The organism is Pseudomonas sp. DCB_BI (assembly GCF_026240995.1).
GTDB lineage: Bacteria > Pseudomonadota > Gammaproteobacteria > Pseudomonadales > Pseudomonadaceae > Aquipseudomonas.
On record NZ_JAPFCG010000020.1, the window covers coordinates 84,469 to 109,932 of the forward strand.

The following is a 25,464-nucleotide window of genomic DNA, read 5'->3' on the forward strand; positions in this document are numbered from 1 at the left end:
CCTGACTGATCAGCGGTTCACGCCACCCCGACCAACACCGGCACCTCGACACGGTCAATGACCTTCGCGCTGATCGATGGGTCCAGCAACCGCCCCAACCGCGACAGGTGGCGGTGGCCCATGATGATCAGTTCGCAGTTCAGTTCCTGCGCCTTGGCCACAATGGCTTCAACCGGCTGGCCGGCCACCATGCAGCCCTGGCTGGTGAAACCGGCTTGCTGCAACTCGCGCACGGCCTCGGCTACGGCGTGGTCGGCATGCTGCTGTTCCTCGCAGGCGGCGGGGTATTCCTCCAGTTCCTCGGCGGTGTAGGGCGCCGGTTGCTCATGCACGGCGAAGGTGGAATCGATGGCCAGCAGCACGTGCAGTTCGTGTTCACCGGGGCGGCAGTAACGGCGGGCGAGGTTGAGCAGGGCGGTAGCGGCAGGGGAGGCATCGATGGCAATCAAGACGGGGCTGGGCATGTGGTTCCTTATTGAGGCTGGCGAGTTGGTTGGCTGTACGGGCCCTTTCGCGGGGCAAGCCCGCTCCCACAGCAGGGTGGTGGGAGCGGGCTTGCCCCGCGAAAGGGCCCGTACAGCCACTGCATCACTTATGGCCCATCCCGCACCCCGAATAAATGCCCCAGCACGCAAGAGCGCATTGCGTCTGATGCAATCCACCAACCTGCTACCATCGCGTTTCCCACAGCTGTAACGGAAAACGGCCATGCAACTCCCGGACATGAACCTGCTCGTCGCCCTTGATGCCTTGCTCGACGAGGGCAGTGTGGTTGGCGCGGCACAGCGCATGAACCTGAGCCCGGCAGCCATGAGCCGGACCCTTGGGCGTATCCGCGAAGCACTGGGTGACCCGATTCTGGTGCGGGCCGGCCGTGGCCTGGTGCCGACGCCGCGGGCACTGGCCCTGCGCGAGCAGGTGCATGGCCTGGTGGAGCAGGCCGGGCAGGTCTTTCGCAGTCGCGACGATGTCGACCTTGCGAACCTTGACCGTGCCTTCAATATCCGCACCAATGACCTGTTCATCGCCCTGTATGGCGCTCAGTTGCTACGCATGATGCTGGCCCAGGCACCGCGTACGGTGCTGCGTTTTGTACCGGAGGGCAGCGGCGACGATGATGCAGTGCTGCGCAATGGGCAAATCGACTTGATCATCAGTTCAGCCGTTGAACTGGGCCCCGAAATCAAGGTTCAGAGCCTGTTCAATACCTATTTCGTAGGCCTGGCGCGTGAAGGGCATCCGGTTTTCGATGACGAGATCACCCCTGAGCGCTTCGCCGCCTACCCGCAAATCAGTGTCTCCCGACGTGGCCGTGCCAATGGGCCTATCGACGTAGCGCTGGCCAATCACAAGGTGGAGCGCCGGGTGGCGCTGATTACCACGAGTTTTCACTCAGCCATGTTTTCGCTACCGGACTCGGATCTTATCTTGCCGATACCCGCCAATATCCTGAACAGTGTGAACCGGCTGAAACTGCCATTGAGGTCCTTCGAGATCCCCGTCCCATTGGAAAAGGTGAACGTCATGCAGGCCTGGCACCCGCGGTTCGACAACGACCCGGCCCATCGCTGGCTGCGGCAGACGTTGAAAGCGTGCGGCAGGATCGACCCTTGAAACGTGCGACAGTCACCGGTTCGCACCCCGATTGCGTTTGACGCAATATAAACCTGCCAACAAGTCAGTTTTCGTAAGCATTCGACCTTCTTAGACTTGCTCCAGTCGCTAATTTGTTGCTGGAGTTGTCTGCCCATGAGTTCCCTGTCCGCCCCGTCCGCCGCCATTGCTGCCGCCCCCGGGCCGGCTGCACCTGCGCAGACGGCATTTGGCCTGCAGGTAGTGGTCGGGCTGTTCGGCGTACTGCTGGCTGTGTTGTGCGCGGGTCTCAACGAGTCGGTGACCAAGATTTCTCTGGCCGATATTCGCGGGGCCATGGGTATCGGTGCCGACGAAGGCGCCTGGCTGCTGGCGGTGTACAGCGCTGCCTCGGTGTCGGCCATGGCCTTCGCGCCCTGGCTAGCCACCACCTTTTCGCTGCGACGCTTCACGATCAGCGCCATCGGCCTGTTCGCCGTGCTCGGCCTGCTGCAACCGTTCGCCCCCAACCTGCACAGCCTGATGCTGCTGCGCATATTGCAAGGCTTCGCTTCGGGCGCCTTGCCGCCGATGCTGATGAGCGTGGCCCTGCGCTTCCTGCCGCCGGGCATCAAGGTGTACGGGCTGGCCTGTTACGCCCTGACCGCCACCTTTGGCCCCAACCTCGGCACGCCACTGGCCGGGCTGTGGACCGAGTACGTGGGCTGGCAGTGGGCGTTCTGGCAGATCATCCTGCCCTCGGCGCTGGCCATTTTCTGTGTCGCCTGGGGCCTGCCGCAGGACCCGCTGCGCCTGGAGCGTTTCAAGCAGTTTGACTGGCGGGGCGTGGTGCTCGGCCTGCCGGCCATCAGTAGCATCGTGCTGGGCCTGTCACTGGGCGATCGCTGGGGGTGGTTCGACTCGCCGCTGATCTGTTGGCTGCTCGGGGGTGGCCTGCTGTTGCTGGTGCTGTTCATGTTCAATGAATGGTCCGAGCCGCTGCCGTTCTTCCAGCTGCGCATGCTGTCGCGGCGCAACCTGAGTTTCGCCTTGGTGACCCTGGGAGGCGTGCTGATCGTGCTGTCAGGCGTGGGCAGCATCCCGTCGGCCTACCTGGCGCAGATCCAGGGTTATCGCCCGGCGCAGACCAGCCCGTTGATGATGCTGGTGGCCATGCCGCAGCTGATTGCCCTGCCACTCACGGCTGCGCTGTGCAACATTCGCGCAGTCGATTGCCGCTGGGTACTGGGCATGGGCCTGGCGATGCTGGCGGCGTCGTGCGTAGGCAGCAGCCTGCTGACCAGCGAGTGGATCCGTGGCGATTTCTACCCGTTCTACCTGCTGCAGGTATTTGGCCAGCCGATGGCGGTGCTGCCGCTGCTGATGTTGTCTACCAACGGCATGACCCCGCAGGAAGGCCCGTTTGCCTCCAGCTGGTTCAACACCGTCAAGGGCCTGGCCGCGGTGATCGCCGGTGGCCTGCTGGACGCCCTGGGCACCCTGCGCCGGCACTTCCATTCCAACCACCTGGTGGACAGCCTGGGCAACGCCCCGCAGCTCGATGATAACGCCGCTGGGCTGGCCAAGCGCATCCACGAGCAGGCGCTGGTGCTGACCTCCGCTGACCTCTACCTGATCCTGGCCTGCATTGCCGTGGCCCTGATCTGCCTGATCCCTTTCGTGCCTACCCGGGTGTATCCGCCGCGCGCGGTGGCCTGAACCCTGGATGAATTCGAGAACCGCTGAAATGACCAACAACCGCAAAACCCTGTTCATCGGCTCGGTGCTGGCCGTGGCCGTCCTGGCTGGCATCGTCGGCCCCTGGATGCTCGGCAGCGACCACCGCCAGAGCACCAACGATGCCTATGTCATCGCGGACTACACCGTGGTCGCGCCGAAGGTCGCTGGCTTCGTCAAGGAAGTGCTGGTGGAAGACAACCAGCAGGTCACGGCCGGCCAGTTGCTGGCGACCATTGATGCCCGCGACTACCAGGCCGCGCTGGATGCCGCCCAGGCGCAGTTGCTGGTGGCCCAGGCGCAAAGCGCCGACGCCCGCGCCACCCTTGAACGCCAGGCTTCACTGATTGCCCAGGCGGAAGCGGCGGTGAAGGCGGCCCAGGCTGAAGCGGCGTTCGCCGACCACGAAGTCAACCGCTACAGCCGCCTGGCCGAGCAGGGCGCCGGTACCGTGCAGAATGCCCAGCAGGCACGCAGTGGCGTCGACCAAGCACGCGCCCGCCTGGCCAATGCCCAGGCGGCGCTGGTGGCGGCGCGCAAGCAGGTGGACATCCTCACGGCCCAGGTTGCGAGTGCCGATGGCCAGCTCAAGCGTGCCGAAGCGGGCGTGGAGAAAGCCCAGCTCGACCTGTCCTATACACGCATCACCGCGCCGGTGGACGGCATGGTCGGCGAGCGCGCCCTGCGTGTCGGTGCCTACGTCAACCCGGGCGCTCGGCTGCTGTCGGTAGTGCCCTTGCAGCAGGCTTACGTGGTCGGCAACTTCCAGGAAACCCAGTTGACCCATGTGCAGCCGGGCCAGCCGGTGAGCATCAGCGTCGACACCTTCTCCGGTGAGAAGCTGCAAGGCCATGTGGAAAGCATCGCTCCCGCTACCGGCGTGACGTTCGCAGCAGTCAAGCCAGACAACGCCACCGGCAATTTCACCAAGGTGGTTCAGCGTATTCCGGTGAAAATCGTCTTCGATGATGGCCAGCCGCTGCTCAGTCGCCTGCGTGTGGGCATGTCGGTGGAAGCGACCATCGACACACGTGGCGACAAGCTGGACGGTAAAGAGGTGAGTGCACGATGAAACCGGCCTTGCACTTGAGCCCGCTGCTGCTGGCCGCACTCATGGCCGGCTGCACCATGGGCCCGGACTTTCTGCGCCCCGACACCCAGGCCCCGCACCAGTGGGCGCCGCTGCAAGGCAAGGCAGCGGCCAGCCAGCCGCAGGCCGAGCCGCTGGAACTGCGCTGGTGGGAAACCTTCCACGATGCACAGCTGAGCGCCTTGATCCAGCGCGTTGCCGAACGCAACCTCGACTTGCAGATAGCCAGCGCCCGGTTGCTGCAAAGCCGAGCCCTGCGCAGCACGGTCGCCGCTGATGAAGTGCCGTCGGTGGATGCGAACGCTGGCTACAGCCGTGCCCGCAACAGTGCCGAAGGCCTGAGCGACCCCTCCGGCAAGGCCGGCAAAGAGGCCTACAACCTGTGGCAGGGTGACTTGGTGGCCGGTTGGGAGCTCGACCTGTGGGGGCGGGTGCGGCGCCAGGTAGAGGCTGCCGATGCCACCGTCGAAGTGGCAGAGAACGACCGTCGCGGTGTGCTGCTGGCATTGCTGTCGGAAACCGCCGGCAATTACATCCAGCTGCGCGCCGTGCAGCACACCATCGATGTGACTCAGGATAACCTCCAGGTCGCCCGGCACAGCCTGAAGCTGTCGCAAGACCGGCAGGCCGAAGGTGTCGCCACCCGGCTTGATGTGGCTCAGGCCAGCGCCCAGGTTGCCTCGATCGAGTCGCGCCTGCCCAGCCTGGAAGCCCGCCGCGATGACCTGATCAACGCGCTGAGCCTGCTCGCCGCCGAGCCGCCGCGCAGCCTGCAGGCTGAATTGTTGAAGGAGGGTGAGTTGCCCGCGCCGCAGCAGACGTTCGCCATCGGCTTGCCGTCCGAGCTGGCTGAGCGGCGCCCGGACATCCGCCAGGCCGAGGCCCGCCTGCATGCGGCTACTGCCAGCATTGGCGTGGCTGAGGCCGACTTCTACCCGAGCATCCGTTTGTCGGGCAGTGTCGGTTTCCAGGCCATGCAGCTGTCGGATTTCGGCGGCTGGGATTCGCGCCGGTTTGCCTTCGGCCCGCAGTTGTCGCTGCCAATCTTCGAAGGCGGCCGGCTCAAGGGCACCCTGGAATTGCGCGAGGCGCAACAGCAGGAAGCCGCGCTGAACTACCGCAAGGTAGTGCTGGGTGCCTGGCATGAAATCGACGATGTGCTACGCCTGTACAACGCCAGTCAGTTGCGCCGTGATCACCTTGCCGAGGCAGTGCGGCAGAACCGCATCGCCCTGGAAACCGCCCAACGCCAATATGTGGAAGGGGCGGTGGACTTTCTCAATGTGCTGACGGTGCAAAGTGCCTTGCTGGCCAGCGAGGAGCAGTGGATCGACAGCTCGGCGGCGGTGTCGCAGGCGCTGGTGGGCTTGTACAAGGCCTTGGGTGGTGGCTGGCAGGCGTTCGACGAACCGTTGGCAAAGAAAGCATGAGAGCGGGGGCCGTTCCCCCGGCAATTGTCCTGTTTACCTAGGAGGCCCATATGCACATTTCCCTGAACGGCAAACGCGCGATCGTCAGTGGTTCCACCGCCGGCATAGGCTTGGCCATCGCCATCGGCCTGGCTGAAGCCGGCGCCGAAGTGGTTCTCAACGGCCGCACCCAGTCGCGCGTCGACCAAGCCCTCACCGCCGTGCGCGAACGCCTGCCGCAAGCTCGCATCATTGGTATCGCTGCCGATCTCGGTAGCAAGGACGGCGCGCAAAAGCTGTTCGACCAGGTGCCGCATACCGACATCCTGATCAACAACCTCGGCATCTTCGAGCCCAAGCCGTTCTTCGAGATCGAGGATGAAGACTGGCAGCGCTTCTTCGACGTCAACGTGCTCAGCGCCGTGCGCCTGTCGCGGCACTACGCCCAAGGCATGGCCGAGCGTAAATGGGGGCGGGTGGTGTTCCTGTCCAGCGAATCGGCGCTGCAGATCCCGACAGAGATGATTCATTACGGCATGACCAAGACCGCACTGCTGGCGGTGTCCCGCGGCCTGGCCGAAACCCTGGCCGGTACCGGGGTGACGGTGAACTCGGTGTTGCCGGGGCCTACACGCTCGGAAGGTGTAGGGGACTTTTTTGCCAAGCTGGCCGAAGAGCAGGGCGTGTCGACTGAGGCGCTGGAGGCCAACTTCCTCGCCGAGCACCGGCCGACTTCACTGATCAAGCGGCTGGCGACGGTGGAAGAAGTGGCCAACATGGTGGTGTACCTGGCATCGATGCAGGCCAGTGCCACCACCGGAGCAGCCTTGCGGGTGGATGGCGGGGTGCTGCGCTCCATCGCCTGAGTCTGTACTGCCTGTACTCGCCCTCTCGCTGGCAAGCCGAGGCCGGTACAGGCAGCCGAAAACTCAGAGCGGGCGCAGCAGGCCAAAGCGCTTGCGCAGTGCCCAGTCCAGCAACCGCCGCGGCAGCAAGCGGGCCATCAACGGCAATGCCGTACTGCCATTGCCCAACCGCACCAGCGCCGGTACTGGCGACTTGCCCACCGCTGCCAACACCCCTTGGGCAAACACTGCCGCCGAAGTCGGCCTGTCCTGGGACGCCCTGGCCCTTGCCTGCACATGTTCTCGCAACGGCCACCACGCTGAATCCGCTGCCAGTACCTGCTCGGCCTGGCGCTGCGCATTGCTGGCGAACTGTGAGGCAATCGCCCCAGGCTGGACTTCCATCACCTGCACACCGAACGGCGCCAGCTCTAGGCGCAAGGCATCGCTCAGGGCATGCACCGCCGCTTTCGAGGCGCAGTAGGCGCCAGCGAACGGGGTGACCAATACGCCGGAAACGCTGCCGATGTTCACCACCAGGCCGCGTGAGCGGCGCAGCAGTGGGAACAGTGCCCGGGTAACGCCTACCACGGCGAACACGTTGGTTTCGAACTGCTGGCGCAGGGCGTCGACGCCACCATCGAGCAATGGGCCCATGGCACCGTAGCCGGCGTTGTTGATCAGGATATCGAGGGTTTCCAGCTCCTCTGCCAGGCGGGCCAGCGCCTCACCGTCGTTGACATCCAGCTGCCGGGCGGTGTAGCCGGCAGCACTCAGTTGCTCGACATCCTCAGGCTTGCGGGCGGTGGCCCAGACTCGGTGGCCGGCATCGCGGAAGGCGTCGGCCAGGGCGCGGCCGATGCCGCTGGAGCAACCGGTGATCAGGACGTTGGGCATGCTAGTGGCCTGTTGTCATGGAGGATTGTTTGTTTCCTGTGTCGGCCTCTACGTGGGCATAGGCAACACATCAATTGGCAAATGTACCTTGCAGATGCTCAGCCCGAAACTCCAGGGTCTGAGGCCGGTAGCCGGAACGCAATGGCGGCAATGGCAGGCAGTCTTTCCATTCGGCCCCCGGCTGCAGTTCACCCGGCCCACGGTATCGCGGTGCATTGTAGGTGTTCTCGGCCAGGTTCACGGTATCGCCCGGTGCATATGCCGCCACGCGCCAGCGCAGGTCGGTAAGCGGCACGTCGTTGCCGTTCTTCATGCGTACCTGCAGAGCTCGGTCGGCAGGGCAGTGTTCCGGGGCGTAGGCCAGGCGCAGGTCCAGGCGTGCCAGTCGGCTGCTTTCGCGGCTGTCTTGCCAAACTACGAACAAGGCCACCAGGCCCAGGCCACACACGGCCGCCAGGGAGATGGGAAGAGCTTTGGCTGGATGACGCAACAACAACACCAGCCAGGTGAGGATCAGCAGGGCACCGATCAGCATCGCGTAATCGCCTCATTCGCGCGGATGGAAGGCTAAAGCCTATCGAGAACCCAGCGGTCATGTCACCGGTGAGTCCCTAGGCCAGAAGCCAGACCTCGCATCCCTGCGAGTAGTGGAAAGGGTACATCCATTTTAGATTCCGCCATGCCTATTCAAAAGGAGCATGGTCATGAATTACACATCGGTTGAGCAAAAGCATGTGCAGGACATGAAAAGAACGCCCGCCAAGGGCATAGTTACAGCTGTCATCAGCCTCGCGGGCCAAACAGAGGATTTCGTTTCGCAGGGCGTGGATTTCGGGACCACTGAACAATACGCGTGGTTGTATGCGTACAAGGGGCATGCCGATGATGCGGACGTCTACATTGACTTCGACCTGGAATTGCAGGAGGGCGTGAGGGATGTCGTTATCAGCGGTGAGGGCAACCGGGCGGTTGTTCACAAGCGCGGCACAACCTATGGCGGCTATGCGAAATCTGGGCGTATCCGGAAACTCGAACTGACTGCCACCAGCATAAAGGCTGAAGCCTTCGAATTTGAAGGAGAGGACGATTTGCAGCGCCCTTTCAGGGTGGTGGGTGGCCCATTCGAAATCTACGTCATAGGCCCGAGCGTTGAATGAGCAGGCTCGCCCCTGGTCGGCCCAGGGGCGAGTCAGCACTTACTGCGCGATGGTCTTCACCGAAACGCCGCGCTCGATGGGGGTGGACGTACGCCCATACACGTCCTCGAAGCGCTCGATGTCATCCTCGCCCAGGTAGCTGCCGGACTGTACTTCGATGATTTCCAGCGGGATCTTGCCCGGGTTGCGCAAACGGTGCACCGAGGCAATCGGGATGTAGGTCGACTGGTTCTCGGTCAGCAGGAACACGTTTTCGTCACAGGTCACCTCGGCCGTGCCGGACACCACGATCCAGTGTTCGGCGCGGTGGTGGTGCATCTGCAGCGACAGGCTGGCACCCGGCTTGACGGTGATGTGCTTGACCTGGAAACGGCCGCCCATGTCCACCGAGTCGTACGAGCCCCACGGGCGATAGACTTCCAGGTGGTTCTGGGTTTCGGTGCGGCCCTGCTCGTCGAGGGTCTTGACCATCTGCTTGACGCCCTGGACCTTGTCCTTGTGGGCAATCATCATCGCGTCCTTGGTCTCGACTACCACGATGTTTTCCAGGCCAATCACCGACACCAGCTTGCCGTTGCCGTGGATCATGCAGTTGTGGCTGTCCTGCACCACCACGTCGCCCTTGGTAACGTTGCCGTTGTCGTCTTTCTCGTGCACTTCCCACAGCGACGACCAGCAGCCGACGTCGCTCCAGCCGGCCGACATCGGCACCACACAGGCACGCTGGGTCTTTTCCATTACCGCGTAGTCGATGGAGTTGTCCGGGCAGCAGGCGAAGGTGGCTTCGTCGATGCTCAGCACATCGCCGTCTTCTTCACTGCGCTCCAGGGCCAGCACGCAGGTGTCATAGATGTCGCCATCGTGCTTTTTCAGCTCCTCGAGGAAGCGGCTGGCGCGGAACAGGAACATGCCGCTGTTCCAGAAATAACCACCGGCCTGGACGAACTCGGCGGCGCGTTTTTCGTCGGGCTTTTCGACGAACTGCGCAACCCGCGCCACGCCTTCGGGCAGCAGCGCATCCTGGCTGGAACGGATGTAGCCGTAGCCGGTTTCCGGTTTGGTTGCCGGCACACCGAACAGCACCATCTCGCCACGCTCGGCAGCCACGGTGGCCAGGGCCAGGGCACGTTGCAGCGCCTTCTGGTCATCGATCACGTGGTCGGCAGGCAGCACCAGCATCAGATCGTCGCGGCCTTCGTTGACCAGCTTCATCGCCGTCATGGCCACGGCCGGCGCGGTGTTACGGCCGAACGGCTCCATCAGGATGCCCTGGGTTTCCAGCTTCAGCGCGGCCAGCTGCTCCTGGACGATGAACTTGTGGTCCTTGTTGCAGACCACGATCGGCGTGTCCATGCCCTCGAACACCAGGCGCTCGATGGTTTGCTGGAACAGGGTGTGTTCGCCGGTCAGGGCGAGGAACTGCTTGGGGAACTGCTTGCGCGACAGAGGCCACAGACGCGAACCGCTACCACCAGAAAGAATTACCGGGATCATCATGTTTCTCCAATAGTCGTTTAGAGGCAGGGGAATCAGTTGCTAGCCACGGGGCGAGTTACCCACACCGGCGACAAGGCGTTGCCGGAACCCGTTACGTACAGCACTGCGGCTTCGCCGCGCTCCAGGGCGACGGGTTTCACGTCACCCACTTTCTTGTCTCCTTGGTACAGCGCCAGGCTGACTTTGACCGGGTTGATTTCGCGCTCACCACGGCCGTTGGCGGCCACCGGCTTGACCACTTCGGTCTTGCCGTCGGCGGTTTTCAGGGTCAGCTGCTGGTCGCTCAGGTTCTGTACGCGCACCAGGGCTTTCTGCTTATTCTTGAATGGCGGTTCTTCGATCAGCTGCGGGTTGCCGCTGCTGCTGTTGACCAGGGTGTAGTACTTGTCCGAGGCCAGCTTGACCGGCACGCTCTTGCCACCGACCTGGGCGGTGTAGTCCCCGCCTGGCAGGAAGCTGAAGTCGCTGCTGGCCTGGGCGCCTACCTGTTTGATCTGGGTGTTGCCGACCGAGGCCGCAGCCGGGGCGCTGGCCGCGTTGTACAGGCGCACGAACGTCGAACCTTTCGGCGCGCTTGGGCCATACAGTGCGGCGTCGGCGCCGGCGAAGGCCTGCATCGAAGCAAGGGAAAGGCCGGCCGCGAGGGTGAGGGCTTTGGCAATGGAAGTCTTGGTAGTCATGTGCATTTCCTCTCTATCAATCAGTGGTCTGTCCGGGTGGACGACAGGGCCAGGTTTTCTTCGGATTTACGGGAGTTTTTCAGCTGCGCGATCCACTGCGGATCGAAGCTGCTGAGGTCGTTTTTCATTGGCAGATAACGTTCGGGGAATTCCCACACCACGACTTGTGGCGCGGCGTTCTTGAAGGCGTCGCTTTGCAGGTACTTGAGCATTGGCAGCAGCGGACCGTGGCCGTCTTCGGCGTAGTTGGCGATGTCGCTGTGCAGCGCCTGCTGCAGCGCGCCCAGGAAGTTCCAGTGCGGGTTGGCGCTGTAGCTGGTACCTACCAGGGCGACCGGGATCTGGGTGTCGGCGAACAGGGCATCGTCGCTTTCGCCTTCGCTCTCGGCTGGCCGCGTTGTGCGTTGCTGCAGGTTGTCGGGGCTCGGCAGCAGGTTGCTGAACAGCGGGTCCAGGGGCAGGAAGTTGGTCAGGTCGCCTTTGTAAGGGGCGGTGTTGCCGGCCTCGGTGATGAAGGTTTGCGGGGCGCCATTGAGCAGGTTCTGGCGGCTGACCGCTTCGGCCAGTGCCTGCGCCGCCACTTCGGCGCCCATCGGTGTCCAGTGGGTGTCGGTGCGCAGGAACACCTGGCCGCGGGCCTTGGCTTGCTCCAGCGGGGCCATCAGGTCTGGGGCGAAGACGTTGGCCTGGCGTGCGTGGGCATGGAACTGGTTGTACAGATCTTCATGCAGGCTGGCAGGCTGTTCCTTGCCGACGTACTCGGCATAGACCCGTGCCTTGGCCGGTACGATCGCCAGCACCAGCTGGCTGCCGTGTTGCTGCAAGGTGTCGCGTACGCCACGGATCAACGCCAGGTTCTCCTGCATCAACTGCTCGGCACCGGCGGTGGGCTTGAACTCCTCGTCGCTGAACAGCCACTGGTCACGGCCCAGCACCACGCCGGGGCGGCCTTCGTTGAACAGCTTGAAGTCCATCGCCGCCCACAGGTTGGTGCCCAGGCGCTTGATCGGGAACTCAGCGTCGTAGTGGGTCTCGGCAGCCTTGGCCAGCTTGCCGTTGAGCAAGGTCATCTGCTCGGTGCGCTGGAAGCTCTGCAGGCCACCAGTGGACCAGGCGCCCATGCCAACCAGCAGGCCGAGGAACGACAGCGAATAGGTAATGCGTAATGTCCGGGTCATGTCATCAACCTCAGAACTGGAAGTAAAGGAACGGCGAGTAGCTCTGCGCCGAAAGCTTGAGGATCGAGGCCACGAACAGCAGCAGCACCAGCGCGCGGGTCATTACCCGGGTCCAGTCCAGGCCGAGCGAGCCGTCGCTGTTGACTTGCACCGGGGTGGCCTTGGGGGTCGGCTTGGCGTTGCGGTAGAAATCGCGCAGCCCGAAGAACGCCAGGGTGAGGTAGGCGATCACCAGGGTGGCGACCTGCAGGCCGGTCAGCTGGGCGCGGTTGAGTTCCGACAGCTGCCAGTCGCCGAAGCTGAACATGGCGCCATACATGCGTGCGGCGACGTGCAGGTTCTCGGCGCGGAAGATCACCCAACCGACCACCACCAGCAGGAAGGTGAAGGCCCACTTCACCGGGTTGAAGCGCTGTGGGTTGGTGTCGATGCCCAGCGCACGCTCGATGGCCAGCCACATGCCGTGCCAGGCGCCCCAGATGATGTAGGTGAAGTTGGCGCCGTGCCACAGGCCGCCCAGCAGCATGGTCAGGAACAGGTTGCGGTAGGTGTTGAAGGTGCCTTTGCGGTTACCGCCCAGGGTGATGTACAGGTAGTCGCGCAGCCAGGTCGACAGGCTGATGTGCCAGCGCCGCCAGAACTCGGTGATCGACTGGCTGATGTACGGCTGCTTGAAGTTTTCCATGAAACGGAAGCCCATCATCAAGCCCAGGCCGATGGCCATGTCGCTGTAACCGCTGAAGTCGAAGTACAGCTGCGCGGTGTAGGCCAGCGCGCCGAGCCAGGCGTCGCCGGTAGTCGGGTTTTGCAGGGCGAAACAATGGTCGGCTACGACCGCCAGGGTGTCGGCGATGAACACTTTCTTGATGAAACCCTGCATGAAGCGGGTGCAGCCTTCGGAGAACTTGTCCAGGGTGTGGGTACGGTTGTTGAACTGGTCGACCAAGTCCTTGAAGCGCAGCACGGGGCCGGCGATCAGGTGCGGGAAGATCGCCACGAACGCCGCGAAGTCGATCAGGTTGCGGGTGGCCGGGGTGTCGCCGCGGTACACGTCGATGATGTAGCTGATCGACTCGAAGATGTAGAACGAGATACCGATCGGCAGCAGCACGTGGGTCAGGATGAACGGCTCCAGGCCAAACGAACTGATGATCGCGTTGAGGCTGTCGACGCCGAAGTTGGCGTACTTGAAGTAGCCGAGGATTGCCAGGTCGACACCTACGCCGAGCAGCAGCCAACGCTGTGCCGGCTTGGTGCGCACGCCGGCGGCACCGACTTTCAGGCCGATCCAGTAGTTCCACAGGGTGACCCCGGCGAACAGGGCCAGGAAGTCCACCCGCCACCAGGCATAGAAGATGTAGCTGGCGATCAGCAGCAGCAGGTTGCGATAACGTTGCCCGCTCAAGTAGTACAGGCCGAGGAATATCGGCAAGAACAGGAACAGGAACACGTTGGACGAGAAGACCATCCCGGTTCTCCTAATTTGTTCACAGCATCCAGGGCAAAGCGCCCCCCAAACCCCCCAGCAAATAACTGGAAGGCAATTAGGTCCCTGTGGGAGCGGGCTTGCCCGCGAAGGCGTCAGTGCAGACAACGCCATCACCCTCACGGGCCTATTCGCGGGGCAAGCCCGCTCCCACAGGGATCACACCCACATCGGGGTATTACTTTTTGCTCTCTGCACTCGGGTCGTAGACCCGGGTCACATCGCCCCCCAGCCGGAAGCTGTTGAACGGTTGCATGTCGTGCTTGCGCTCGAGCGTGTCACCGACGCACTGGTACAGCGCGCACCAGGGCTCGAGCCAGGCGTATTTGCTGTCGACCTTGAGGTCTTTCATGTCCTGCTTTTCACCCGCACGTTCAGCGAAGTGACGTGGGTCGCGGGCGCCGTACAGCACGCCTTCGCCCAGACGCTGCAGGGCGAAGTTGTTCTCGCTGCGCAGGTCCACCTGGTTGGCCTGGGCGAAGCTGGCGATCATCGCCAGCGGTGGCAGGGCGTAGTTGTGATAGGCCAGGGCGCGTTGCTTGCGCTTGACCTCGTTGGGCAGGAAGCCCTGCTCATCGACCTGGTTGGCGCCAACCTTGAACTCCTTCACTGCCCAGTCGAACAGGTCACGGCGGTCCGTCGCCACCGCTGTCGCCATCACCGACCATGCTGCCCAGTAGCTGTGGTTGTTGATCTTCTCCAGCGGCAGGTCGCTCCAGTCGCGCACGGTCTGCTCGGCCAGGCGGGCCAGCCACTTCTCGATCAGCTCGGCTTCTGCCTGGTGCGCCGCCAGTGGCTGGGCGTTGGAAAATTTCAGGCGCAGCCAGGAACCGCTCATGCTGCCCAGTGCCCATTTGCGCATCGACTTGCCGGTGTGGTTGTAGTCGGTGGACAGCAGCGCATTGGCGCGTGCCCAGCTACCCAGCCAGGCCAAGGTGCAGTCGAGCTGAGCCGGGCGACCGTCACGCATGTACTGGCCGACCATCTTGCTCACGCCTTTTTCAAGGGTGGTGATGTCTTCGGTAGACTTGCGAAAGGCCTTTTCCGAGGCAACGTTGAGGGTCGCCCGTGCCTTGTCCGAGCCTTCGTACTTGCTGCGGAACTGCAGCGCGCCGGTGTACGGTTTGGGCGCCGCTTCGCAGCGGAAATTGCCATCGCCCGTCTTGAGCTTTTCGATGCCCTCGTAGTACCCCTGCGGTGGCACCAGCGCAGCCTGTGCAGCGCCGCCAAACAGCGCCAGGGCAAGCAGGGCAGGGCTGAAGATTTGCTTGAATGCAGTCATTGGTCGCCTCACTGGCCGGCCTGCGCGGTTTGCGCTGGCACGGCAAAGTTGTTGCGTTTGCAGAGCTTGGCCTCGACCTTCTGGGTACCGTTCTCCGGGCCCTGCACCTCGAATGCCAGCAGGCTCTGGCTGGCCCAGTCCTCGTCTTCGCGCATCTGGAAGACAAAGCGCCCATCGGTGTCGGAGGTTTCCGGTTTTTCCAGCTTGATGTCCTCATGGCGGCCGTTGAGGTACCAGAGGGTGGCCTGCAGCACCTTCACCGACGGGTCTTCGAACTTGACGTCCATCTGCAGGTTGCGGTTGACCAGGTCTTTGATCACGCCGCCCTTGCCGTTGACCATCAGCTCGTTCTTGCCGGGCTTGAGGGTGGTGCTGGCGCTCATCAGGGCCGGGCGGTCGTCACAGCCGTCGTCCAGCAGGCCAAGGATTTGCCGCCAGATGGTTTCCTGGTCCAGGCGGTACAGTGGGGAGAATTCCCAGATCAGAATCTTCGGCGGGTTCTTCTGGAATTCCTCGCTGCCCAGGTACTGGATCATCGACCCCTCCAGGCCACCGCCAGGGAAGGCGACGTTGAGCACGTCGGCGCCGATGTATTGCTCGAGGAAGCCCGAGAAGTTGTAGTTCTTGCCGCTGTGGCTGGTGCCGACCAGGGTGATCTGCGCGTTGCCGCCATCGCCGAACAGGTCGTCGCCGCCACCGCTGGAGCCCTTCGGCTCGGTGGCGAACTGGTCCATGTACTGCACGGCGTAGCTGGTGCCACACAGTTGGCCGGCGACGTTGTGCAGGGTGCCGGTCTTGCCCATGCGCCCGGACTTCTTCGTCTCGAATTCCTTGCGCGGGATACCTTCGAAGGCCGGCATCTTGTGCACGGTGTCGGCCACGATCTTCGCCGCGCGCTGTGCACCGTAAGGCGTCCAGTGCTGGTCGCCACGGAAGTAGAAGTCCTTGCCCTGGTCGGCGGCGGCCAGTTGCTCGTTGGTCAGCGGTGACAGGTCAGGCACGTTGTAGCCCATGCTGGCGAAGCGCTTGAGCATGGCCTGGTAGTTGCCCAATGCCTTCTGGTAGTCGAACGCGGCTTTTTCGGCCGGGTTGAGCATATTGCGGTTCACCAGGCCGCGGGTCGGCTGGTACACCACCACCAGTTCCACACCGCGTTTCTTGAACGCGTCATGCACTTGCTGCAGGCGCTTGTAGCCGGCCGGGGTGGTATTGAACTCGGTACGCAGGTCCTCGCGGGTACGGAACAGCCAGTCGCCCTGGGCCTGCACCAGCGTGGTGAAGTTCTGCTGGTAGCGGGTGGTGTAGCGGCTGGCATCGTGCGCTTCCGGGCACAGCTGGCAGCACGGCTCAGCGCTGAAGGTCGGGGCCTTGACGTCTTCGGCGCGTACGCCCTGGCTGATTGCCAGAAGGGCGGCGGACAGGCCCAGCAGTTTCATCAGGTGTGGAGTCATGGTCTGGGCTTCCTTAATCGATCATTTCGGTCTGGCGTTCGACCGGGTCGATCAGCACAGCCTTCTGCTGGCGTACCAGCAGGTCGAGGATTTCGTCCTGGCGTTCGCCGAGGATGCCGTTGAGGCTGATGCCACTGGCCTTGCGCGGGGCGAGCATGGACACCTTGTACAGCTCGACCGACAGTGGCGAGTCGATCGACAGCGGGCCAGAGCCGTTGGCTGCCAGCTCGCCACCCACCAGAATCAGCGACACCTTGGTGTCGAACGGGTCGAGGGCGATGTCGCGGTCGGTGTCGGACAGGTCTTTGATGTGGCCATATACGCCGACCAGGCCGTTGGCCATGGCAACGTTTTCGTACAGCCGGATGTTCACGCTGTTGCGCACGCGGATGCCGTGGCGGCGGTTGTTGATCAGCTTGTTGCCCCAGATCAGGTTGTCGCCGCTTTCGTACAGGGTGATACCGTCAGTGTGGTTGCGGTAGATCTCGTTGTAGGCCACCAGGTTGTTGACGCTGTTACGGTCGATCACCACGCCGGAGAGCTTGTTGTCGTAGCTCTTGTTGTTGATGATCCAGCTGTCGTTGACCTCACGCGAGACGATGATGCCGTGCTTCTTCTTGGTGCCGTAGACGGTATTGCCGGCAATGATCAGGCGGTGTGAACGGTCGTGGGGGTCGATGCCGTAGACGATGTTGTCGCGGTAGGTACTGTCCTTGACCACGAAGTCCTGGGTTTCGTAGCAGTAGAAGCCGTACCACATGTCACTGAATTCCGAGCCGATGATCCAGCCGGTAGGTTCAGGACGGCCCATGCGCTTGGCCATGTTCGGCGTGTACTGGGAAATGCTCACACCGTACGATTTGGACTTGGCGTAGCCGAAACTGGCCATTTTCGTATTGACGATGTAGGTCTCGGTACCGCCCCACGACAGCAGGAACGGGCGAAACTCCTTTGGCGAGCGGAAGGTCGCCGGGCCGTTGTCCTTTTCCCGCCAGCCGGTCACCTGGGTGTCAGTGACGAACAGCTTGCCGTCGTTGACCAGGAACGAACCGCCTTCCTGCGACAGGCGCAGTTGCTTGACCTTGCCGTCGATCTCGAGGATGCCCTTCTGCCCGACCACGATCGGCAGGCGCGCCAGGTACACGCCCGGTTCGACCTCCCTGAGGTACTGCGCAGGGACCTTCTTGCTCAGTTCGACCAGGTCGACATGGCCGTCATCGATGAAGATCGCCTGCGGGATGCCATGCTGACGCTGGACCCACTCGGCAGCCTTGTTGTCGCCGCCGACGAATTCCTTGAGGGTGTCCTCCTGGAACATGCGGCGCAGGCTGACCTTGCCCTTGTGGCTGCGGTCGATCTTCTTCTGCACGGCCTGGGCGGTGTAGCCGCTCAGGTCGGGCAGCTTGGGCGGGTCCATCTGCAGCGGCTCGATCGGTGCGCTGGCCACGGTGTAGGTCTTGGCCTGCTGCAATTCCTTGGCGATTACCTTGGGTTCTGCTGCGACGGCCAGGCCCGAAGCCAGCAACAGGGCGCTGGCCAACAGGCTGTGACGTATGTGCGGGTGAAGGTTCATCAGGTTTCTCCCGGCCTTAGAAGCGCCAGATCACGTCGACGAAGGCGCGGTGCATGTACGAGTCCGTTTCCTTGCCGTAGGCATCGCCCGGCTTGAACACGCCGGCACGCAGGCGCACCAGGGCGGACGGCTCGTCGATCGCCTGGCTCATCGAAGCCGGCAGCAGGCCTTGCTTGAAGTACTTGGTGACGACCACGTCCATTTCCTGGCCAAGGTCCTTCTCGCCGTCGACCAACTGACGATTCACGCCGTTGTCGTCGACCGCGGCATTGATGCCGCTGGAGCCGATGTTCTGGTTACCGTCGACACGCCAGAACTTGTGGTAGATCAGGCTGGCGTCGTAGTCGTCGCGCAGCTGCCACGAAGCGAACAGGGTGGCTGCCTGCAGGTTGCCCAGTTCGCCGCGGAACGCTTCGCCGAAGCGGTGCACGCGCGAGCGGGTGCCGGTGAAGTTGGAGCGGTTGCTCTCCAGGCCGGTCTGCTCGAAGTTGTTCGAACCATCATCCCCGCCGCCGCCGCTACCGCGGGCGTACGCAGCGCCGACCTGCCATTGCGGGTCAAGGCGCAGGCGGATACCGAGGTCGGTTGCCCAGGCGTTGACGTCACCGCTCTGCTTGCCGGTGGCGACCTGGTCGTCACCCACCTGCTGGGTGCTCAGCTTGTCGCGGTCACCGGTCAGCCAGGTAACGCTGCCCCAGTAATTCACGGTGTGGTCGTTGCGCCAGTTGTAGGCGTCGCTGTTGGCCTCCAGGCCCAGCCAGGTGAGGTCGCCAGTGCGGGTCTTGTCCAGCGCGTCGACGGTTTCGCCGGGGTTCTTCAGGCTGCCGCTGTCATGTGTGTGGTGAGCGCGCAGGCCAACCCAGTGGCCTGGGGTCCACTGCGTGGCGATGTTGCCGTAGACGTGCGTGCGATCCTTGTCTTCCGGTGCCAGCTCGGTGAGGTCGGTGCGGTATTCGCTGAAACGCTGGGCTACGCCAAGGTCGGCCTTGAGCAGGGTGGTGTCGAAGGTCCAGTTCAGCGCTTCGATGTTGGTGTCGCGCCACATGCCATCGTCGCTGCGCAGGCGCTGGCGGCCGAAGCGCAGTTGTTCGCCAGGGTAGGCGGTCAGGCCGCTGTAGCCGACCCAGAATTCGCGCATGGCCAGGTAACTTTTGTCTGGTTTGCGGCTGTCGTCGCCGGTGTCGGTGGTGGTGCCGTCGTCGTTCTGGCGCAGGGTGTCGGTTTCGATGGTGTCGGTAGCCGCTACCGCCTGGCCCATCGCGTAGGCGCTCCAGTTGCCGCGCTCGCCATACACCCAGGGGCGCAGGTCCAGGCCCAGGCCGTTGACGTCGCCGCCAGAGCGGGTGCCGAGGTCACGGTCGTCTTCCGACTGGCCGGTGATTTTCACGTCCAGGCCAAAGTTTTTTTCAGCGGTCATTTCCGCCAGGGTCGGGCAGGACCACAGCAGGGCGAAGCTCAGGCCGATGCCGGCTTTCACGAAGGGATTGAGCGTCATAGCGAGTCCTCACCGTCTACTTCTTTTTCGTCGTCTTGCAGGGCTTCGATGGCCAGGGTGCTGCTGGCGCCCTGGCTCATGCTGCCGCGCGCCTGTTTCTCTTGCGCCAGCAGTTGCTGGGCCTGGCTGCGCTGGTCAGGGGTCAGTTGCTGGTCGAGCTGCTGGAGCATTTCTGTCGATTGCGGCGTCGGGTTGGCCTGGGACAACTGCGCGAATACCCAGGCATTGCCCGGTTGCGGGCGAATGCCGTGGCCTTCGCTGAACAGCTGGGCCAAGGCATAGTCGGCGCTGTTCTGCCCGCCACGGGCGGCGGCCAGCAGGTGGTCGACGGCCTTCTGTGGCTCGACGTTGCCGAGGTAGCCACGGCGGTACAGCTGGCCCAGGTAGTAATGGGCGCTGATTTCACCGGCAGCGGCGGCAGCCTGCAGGTGTTGCTCGGCTTTCTTGGCGTCAGCCGGCAGGGTCTTGCCTTCGTAGTACAGGCGGCCCAACAGCAATTCAGCGCGTGGCTGTTCGGCTTCGCGGCCCTTGTCGATGTAGGCCAGCAGCTGGTCGGTGTCGCCCAGCTCGGGGAAGTCGTAGACCAGTTGCGCCAGGCTGACCCAGGACGCCGGGTTGGCAGGCGCCACTTGCTCCAGCAGCGCCTTGGCGGTTTTTTCGTCGGTCTGGCCAAGGCTACGGTCGGCCAGCACACGGGCCACGCTGTCAACCCGGGTGGCCGGCACTGCGCCGCGGGCGTAGGCGGCCTTCAGCTGGGCGAGCAGGGCGGCCTGCTGGTCGGCCTGGCCCCGTTTCTGGTACACGGTGGCCAGTTCGACGTAGCAGATGTCGGTGCTGTTCAGCGCCGCCTTGCAGATTTTTTCCACTTCGCCCAGGTGCTGGTCGTAGGTGCCCTGAGTGCGGTACAGCAGTACCTGGGCCAGGCCCGCTTCCGGGTTGCCGGCGGCGCGCCACTGGTCGATCTGCTGCTGGGCGTTGACCTTGGGGAAGCTCTGCGGGTAGCTGAGGTAAAGCATCGCCAGTGGGATCAGGGTGTTGCTTTCGCCTTGACTGGCCGCTTGCTTGAGCAGGGTCTCTGCTTCTTCGCGCTCGGCCTGGGTGCTGTCGGGCTTGGCCACCAGCAGGCGGCCGAGGCGGGCCTGGGCCCGCGGCGAGGTGGCGGCCGCGGCGCGATAGGTGGCCTCGGCTTCCTTGATCTGCGACGGGTCGCGGGTGGCCACCTTGATGTCGGCCAGGCCCACTTGCGCCTCGCTGTAGCCCAGGTCAGCCAGGGCCTTGTAGTTGCGCTCGGCCAATGCCGTGTCACCGCGCTTCATGGCCTCGTTGGCCAAGCGCTGGTCGGGCAGGCCGGCACAGCCGGCCAGCGTGATGGCGGCAGCCAGGGCACACAGGCCCAGGCTTGCGCTCTTCTTGTAGGGAATCATGCGGTGATCCTCTTACAGGCCACGGGCCACGGCTTTGTCGATCAGCCAGTTCAGCGATGGACCGCGGTCGCTGTTGACCGACGCTGGGCGGCCGGCCAGTTCGGCAGGCAGGCTGCTGTCAGGCTTGATCTGCACGCGAATGTCGGAAGCCAAGTCTTCGCTGTTGAGGCTGGCACTGCTGATGATCTGGCCGGTGCGCACTTCGTCTTCGCCGGCGACCTGGAAGTTGACCCGGGTGCCTGGCTTGACCTCGTCGAACTGGCGGTAGCTGAAGCGTGCCTCGACCATCGGGTTGGTGGTGCGCGGGATCAGCTGGAAGATCGGTTGGCCCTTGGCGGCGTATTGGCCGTCATCCACCAACTGGCGGGCGACTACGCAATCGCATGGGCTGGTGAGGGTGCCGGACAGCTGCTTGCCGAACAGTTCCTCGATCTTCGCCGGCTCCAGTTGCGTGTCGTCGAGGTTGCCCTTGAGCATGTCCAGCATGCTGGTGGTGAAGCTGGCCAGTGGCGCGCCCTTGGCGATTTGCCCGCCGCTTTCCACCAGGCTGTTGACGGTGCCGTCGCGGGGCATGGTGACGTTGGTGGTGGGTACCGCGACCACGCCGGCTTCGGCGTGGCTGACGAAGTACATGCCGTAGAGGGACTTGGCGACGAAGCCGAAGGCCGCGATGCCGACCACGAACACGCCGAGGGTGACGGTGACTGCTTTGAGCCTGCCGAAGGCGCTCAGGCCACTGCCGCCGTCCTTCTGCTTGCGAGCCTTGGTGAAATTGTCGCGCTGCAGGGTGCTGAGTACGTCACCAATGCTGATCAGCTCACCGGACAGGTGGCTGGTGATGATGTGCCGCAGTGTGGCGATGTCGCGTGGCTCAAGGTTCTGGAACTGCGCACCGGTACGGCCGCTGCTCGGGTTGTAGGAGCGCACCTGGAACTCGATGTCGATCGACAGGCCCAGGTTGTCGACCACGAACTGCAAGCGCCCGCGCAACACATCACCCACATTCAATGGCTGCTTGGTGTGAAAACTCAAGCCACCGGCGGAAAGGTCATCGACCTTCACTTCGTGGGTCTGGCGCTGGGCGTCAAGGAAACGCAGCTTGGCGGGAATGCGTACCCGGGCGTGTTGGCGCTGGGCTTCGGACTCATGCACGACATTGACGTTCACGGCGGTATTCATGGTGGTTTGTTCCTGTTAGATCCGATCCGGGTTGGGCTCACACGACCATGAACAGCACAGCAACGAAGATGCTGGCAGCCGAGAAGGTCATGGTCCGCGAGGACCAGGTGTTGAACCATTGTTGAAAGCTGGCGAGGTCACGCTTGAGGGCAGTGGGCTGACGCGTCCACGACTGCTTGTCGAGGCGGAAGAACACGTAGATCTTCATCAGCGCGCCGATGATCTGGTTGTAATAGAGAATCAGCGGGTAGGCCGGGCCTACGTTGTGGCCAGAGCACAGCAGCATGACGGTGAGGATCAGGCGGGTGATACCGATCCACAGCAGGTACACCAGCAGGAAGGCCAGGCCGAACTTGAGGCTGGCGATTACCGCCACGGTCAGGCCCAGCAGGCTGGTCCACATCGACACACGTTGGTCGAACAGCACGATGCTGGTGAACAGACCCAGGCGGCGAATGCCCAGCCCGAGGGCACGCGAGTTCTGCCGCAGGTTGTTGCCATACCAGCGGTACATCAGCTTGCGGCTGGCCTTGAGGAAGCTCTTCTCAGGCGGGTGCTCGACCGTGTTGATGGCGGCGTCCGGCACATAGAAGGTGTCGTAGCCCAGGCGCATCAGGCTAAACCAGCTGGACTTGTCGTCACCGGTAAGGAACTTGAAGCGGCCCAGGCGCCAGTGCATCAGCGAGTCGCTTTCGACGTCGGCAATGAACTCGGGGTTGGTCACCACACTGGCGCGGAACATCGACATGCGCCCGGTCATGGTAAGCACGCGCTTGGACAGGGCCATCGAGCACATGTTGATGTGGCGCTGGGCGAAGCGCAGCTTGTGCCACTCGCTCATGATGTAGCCGCCGCGCACTTCGCAGAACTCATTGGTGGTCAGGCCGCCGACATTGGGGAACAGCTTGAACCACGGTACGGTCTTGCGCACCACGCCATCGGCCAGCACGGTGTCACCGTCGATCACCGCCACCACGGCGTTCTCGTCCGGCAGCATGCGCGAGATGGCACGGAAGCCGTAGGCCAGGCCATCACGCTTGCCGGTGCCGGCGATACGCACGATGTCCAGCTTTACGTGGGCCGGCGGGTTGTACTTGGCCCACAGGCTCTTCACCAGCAGTTCATCGGACATTTCCACCAGCGAGCAGACCACGGTGGTGGGGAAGCCGCAGTTGATCGCCTCGCGTATCACCGAGCTGTACACCTGGGCGGTGGTCAGCGCTTCGATACGGAAGCTGGTGACCATCAGGTAGACATGCGACGGGTCGGCGGCATTGCCCATTTTCTGCACCTTGCGGCGCAGGTACGGGTACACGCCGTAGAGGAAGATCATGCCGCGGATGAAATGGGTGGCGCCCATGGAATAGCGCCAGATGCCGACTGCGCCGACCAGGAAGATGAAGTGCTTCGACTGCGAGTCGAAGATATCGGCTGGCAGGGCCAGGGCGATCAGCATGAGCAGGCTCATGTAGAGCAGCCACCCGGCGCACTGCAACAGCACTGTCTGGAGCCTTTGCATGTTCAGCATCCGTCGAGAATTCGGGGGAAGGTGGGCAGCGCAAGCGCTGCGGCTTGCGCTGCCCGGCCAGGCACTTACCAGCAGATGCCTTCGGTGCGGCTGGTGGTGCAGGTCGGGTTGCTCATGAAACCGACCAGGTCGATCACCTGTTTGCCGGCCGGGGCTTGCTGGGCCAGGGCACGGAACTGCTCGTCACGGTTGCCGAGGACGATGATGTCGGCGTTGTCGATGACTTTCTGGAAGTCGGCGTTGAGCAGGGACGACACGTGCGGGATCTTCGACTCGATGTAGTCCTTGTTGGCGCCGTGAACACGGGCGTACTGGACATTCTCGTCGTAGATATCCAGCTGATAGCCCTTGCCGATCAGGCGCTCGGCCAGTTCCACCAGCGGGCTTTCGCGCAGGTCGTCGGTGCCGGCCTTGAAGCTCAGGCCAAGCAGGGCGACCTTGCGCTTGTCGTGGGCTTCGATCAGCTCGAAGGCGTTCTGCACCTGCGATTCGTTGCTGCGCATCAGCGAGTCGAGCAGCGGTGCCCGCACGTCGAGGCTGGCGGCACGGTAGGTGAGGGCGCGCACGTCTTTGGGCAGGCACGAGCCGCCGAAGGCGAAGCCAGGGCGCATGTAGTACTGCGACAGGTTGAGCACCTTGTCCTGGCAGACCACGTCCATCACCTCACGACCATCCACGCCGACGGCCTTGGCAATGTTGCCGATCTCGTTGGCGAAGGTGACCTTGGTGGCGTGCCACACGTTGCAGGTGTACTTGATCATCTCGGCCACTTCGATCGGCTTGCGGATGACCGGGGCGTCGAGTTCTTCGTACAGGGCCTGGAGAATGTCGCCGCTGGCGCTGTCCAGTTCGCCGATGACGGTCATCGGTGGCTGGTCGTAGTCCTTGATCGCGGTACTTTCACGCAGGAATTCCGGGTTGACCGCAACGCCGAAGTCGACGCCGGCCTTTTTGCCCGAGCAGTCCTCGAGGATCGGGATGACCACGTTCTTCACGGTGCCTGGCAACACGGTGCTGCGCACCACGATGGTGTGACGGCGGGTGGTGTCACGCAGTACGTAGCCGATTTCGCGGCATACCGACTCGATGTACTCCAGGCCCAGGTCGCCGTTCTTCTTGCTTGGGGTGCCCACGCAGATCATCGACACGTCGCTGGCACGGATGGCTTCGGCGAAGTCGGTGGTACCACGCAGTCGGCCGTTGGCGATGCCCTGTTGCAGCAGTGCTTCCAGGCCAGGTTCGACGATGGGCGACTTGCCCTGGTTGATCAGGTCGATCTTGGTGCTGGACACGTCCACACCGATCACTTCATGGCCACGCGCCGTCAGGCAGCCTGCACAGACTGCACCCACATAACCCAAACCAAAGATGCTGATACGCATCGCTATCACCTCATGTGTTTATCACGCCGACGCCTCCGCAGAGAGCCGGGCTGGGTTGATTAACAACAGTTTTCGGGCGCACGGTTCCATGGCGAATGCACACTTCGCCGAGCGCAGGCAAAATAAATCCGGAGCGCAAAAAGTTATGCACTCAAAGTTGGCAGTAAAAGGCCATCAATTAAAAAACGTGCCCTGTAATGCAGCCGTCTTTATTGCAATGCGCTACTTGGCGCAGTGCTGTGCTTGTTCTTTCAAGTGGAAAAATCCTTTGAAATCAACCACTAGGACGAGTTCTGTAGGGCGCATCTCTCCTGCATGAACAGGCTTGCCAACGGTTTCGGGCCAGCCTGTCTGATTTATCAAGGCCGGTAGTGGATACCTGCCATTGTCATCTGTAAGTCATCTCTCACAGCCCGCAGGCAGGAAAATCGTTACGGCACTATGAGCGATTCGTTCTAGCAGAAGTTCCTGAGTGGGTTTCGCTCGGATGAAAGATTTCTAAATATTTATTCAGTTGTTCGCAGTTTCAATTTGATAGCACACGGGGGTTTTCCCCCCGTGTATCAAGGGTGAGACTGTTACGAGATATTTTTATGCCAGCA

21 protein-coding genes are annotated in these 25,464 nt (G+C 63.0%); 6 read left to right on the top strand and 15 right to left on the bottom strand.

Going from position 1 to position 25,464, the window contains the following annotated elements:
• Positions 1–17 precede the first annotated feature (17 nt).
• Entirely contained in the window at positions 18–464 is a 447-nt protein-coding gene (locus OO258_RS21050; RefSeq protein WP_266032298.1) for a universal stress protein, read from the bottom strand.
• 244 nt (positions 465–708) lie between these two features.
• Here OO258_RS21050 and OO258_RS21055 point away from each other — a divergent pair, with 244 nt between their 5' ends.
• The 5 genes from OO258_RS21055 to OO258_RS21075 all read left to right on the top strand — a co-directional run bounded on the left by OO258_RS21055 (position 709) and on the right by OO258_RS21075 (position 6,674).
• Positions 709–1,614, top strand: a complete 906-nt coding sequence (locus OO258_RS21055; RefSeq protein WP_110742552.1) for a LysR family transcriptional regulator — start codon at positions 709–711, stop codon at positions 1,612–1,614.
• Between the two features lie 135 nt (positions 1,615–1,749).
• A complete protein-coding gene (locus OO258_RS21060) occupies positions 1,750–3,291 on the top strand; it encodes an MFS transporter (protein ID WP_266032299.1) in 1,542 nt (513 codons plus the stop codon).
• 28 nt (positions 3,292–3,319) lie between these two features.
• Positions 3,320–4,381: an HlyD family secretion protein gene (locus OO258_RS21065; protein WP_266032300.1), complete on the top strand. Its 1,062-nt coding sequence runs from the start codon at positions 3,320–3,322 to the stop codon at positions 4,379–4,381.
• Positions 4,378–5,829 carry an efflux transporter outer membrane subunit gene (locus tag OO258_RS21070; protein WP_266032301.1) on the top strand — a complete coding sequence of 484 codons (1,452 nt, stop codon included), beginning with the start codon at positions 4,378–4,380 and terminating at the stop codon, positions 5,827–5,829. The genes OO258_RS21065 and OO258_RS21070 overlap by 4 nt, the downstream gene beginning before the upstream one ends.
• Before the next feature lie 50 nt (positions 5,830–5,879).
• On the top strand, positions 5,880–6,674 hold the full coding sequence (locus tag OO258_RS21075) for an SDR family NAD(P)-dependent oxidoreductase (protein WP_266032302.1): 795 nt from the start codon (positions 5,880–5,882) through the stop codon (positions 6,672–6,674).
• A gap of 63 nt (positions 6,675–6,737) precedes the next feature.
• On the opposite strand, the gene OO258_RS21080 is transcribed toward OO258_RS21075, so the two are convergent.
• Positions 6,738–7,550 (bottom strand): SDR family oxidoreductase, encoded by an 813-nt coding sequence (locus tag OO258_RS21080; protein ID WP_110742557.1) that lies wholly within the window; start codon positions 7,548–7,550, stop codon positions 6,738–6,740.
• A gap of 70 nt (positions 7,551–7,620) precedes the next feature.
• Complete coding sequence (locus OO258_RS21085) at positions 7,621–8,085, bottom strand: multidrug transporter (protein ID WP_110742558.1); 465 nt, start codon at positions 8,083–8,085, stop codon at positions 7,621–7,623.
• Positions 8,086–8,254: 169 nt separating this feature from the next.
• On the opposite strand from OO258_RS21085, the gene OO258_RS21090 reads away from it, so the two are divergent.
• Positions 8,255–8,707, top strand: coding sequence for a hypothetical protein (locus OO258_RS21090; protein ID WP_266032303.1), 453 nt, complete (start codon positions 8,255–8,257; stop codon positions 8,705–8,707).
• A 39-nt stretch (positions 8,708–8,746) separates the two neighbouring features.
• Here OO258_RS21090 and OO258_RS21095 read toward each other — a convergent pair whose 3' ends face one another.
• The 12 genes from OO258_RS21095 to OO258_RS21150 all read right to left on the bottom strand — a co-directional run bounded on the left by OO258_RS21095 (position 8,747) and on the right by OO258_RS21150 (position 24,862).
• Complete coding sequence (locus tag OO258_RS21095; RefSeq protein WP_266032320.1) at positions 8,747–10,201, bottom strand: mannose-1-phosphate guanylyltransferase/mannose-6-phosphate isomerase; 1,455 nt, start codon at positions 10,199–10,201, stop codon at positions 8,747–8,749.
• Between the two features lie 35 nt (positions 10,202–10,236).
• A complete protein-coding gene (locus OO258_RS21100) occupies positions 10,237–10,884 on the bottom strand; it encodes an alginate O-acetyltransferase AlgF (protein ID WP_110742561.1) in 648 nt (215 codons plus the stop codon).
• A gap of 20 nt (positions 10,885–10,904) precedes the next feature.
• Positions 10,905–12,062 carry an alginate O-acetyltransferase gene (locus OO258_RS21105; protein ID WP_266032304.1) on the bottom strand — a complete coding sequence of 386 codons (1,158 nt, stop codon included), beginning with the start codon at positions 12,060–12,062 and terminating at the stop codon, positions 10,905–10,907.
• Between the two features lie 10 nt (positions 12,063–12,072).
• On the bottom strand, positions 12,073–13,530 hold the full coding sequence (locus tag OO258_RS21110) for an MBOAT family O-acyltransferase (RefSeq protein WP_266032305.1): 1,458 nt from the start codon (positions 13,528–13,530) through the stop codon (positions 12,073–12,075).
• A gap of 196 nt (positions 13,531–13,726) precedes the next feature.
• Positions 13,727–14,830, bottom strand: a complete 1,104-nt coding sequence (locus OO258_RS21115; RefSeq protein WP_266032306.1) for a mannuronate-specific alginate lyase — start codon at positions 14,828–14,830, stop codon at positions 13,727–13,729.
• Positions 14,831–14,838: 8 nt separating this feature from the next.
• Complete coding sequence (locus tag OO258_RS21120) at positions 14,839–16,281, bottom strand: alginate O-acetyltransferase (RefSeq protein WP_266032307.1); 1,443 nt, start codon at positions 16,279–16,281, stop codon at positions 14,839–14,841.
• 13 nt (positions 16,282–16,294) lie between these two features.
• Positions 16,295–17,854: a mannuronan 5-epimerase AlgG gene (gene algG, locus OO258_RS21125; RefSeq protein WP_266032308.1), complete on the bottom strand. Its 1,560-nt coding sequence runs from the start codon at positions 17,852–17,854 to the stop codon at positions 16,295–16,297.
• A gap of 16 nt (positions 17,855–17,870) precedes the next feature.
• A complete protein-coding gene (locus tag OO258_RS21130; protein WP_266032309.1) occupies positions 17,871–19,349 on the bottom strand; it encodes an alginate export family protein in 1,479 nt (492 codons plus the stop codon).
• Positions 19,346–20,773: an alginate biosynthesis TPR repeat lipoprotein AlgK gene (algK, locus tag OO258_RS21135; protein ID WP_266032310.1), complete on the bottom strand. Its 1,428-nt coding sequence runs from the start codon at positions 20,771–20,773 to the stop codon at positions 19,346–19,348. Before algK ends, OO258_RS21130 begins: the two co-directional genes overlap by 4 nt.
• A 12-nt stretch (positions 20,774–20,785) precedes the next feature.
• Positions 20,786–21,952, bottom strand: a complete 1,167-nt coding sequence (locus tag OO258_RS21140; RefSeq protein WP_110742569.1) for a PilZ domain-containing protein — start codon at positions 21,950–21,952, stop codon at positions 20,786–20,788.
• A gap of 37 nt (positions 21,953–21,989) precedes the next feature.
• Positions 21,990–23,471 carry a glycosyltransferase family 2 protein gene (locus OO258_RS21145; protein WP_110742570.1) on the bottom strand — a complete coding sequence of 494 codons (1,482 nt, stop codon included), beginning with the start codon at positions 23,469–23,471 and terminating at the stop codon, positions 21,990–21,992.
• A 74-nt stretch (positions 23,472–23,545) separates the two neighbouring features.
• Positions 23,546–24,862, bottom strand: a complete 1,317-nt coding sequence (locus OO258_RS21150; RefSeq protein ID WP_110742571.1) for a nucleotide sugar dehydrogenase — start codon at positions 24,860–24,862, stop codon at positions 23,546–23,548.
• Positions 24,863–25,464 lie beyond the last annotated feature (602 nt).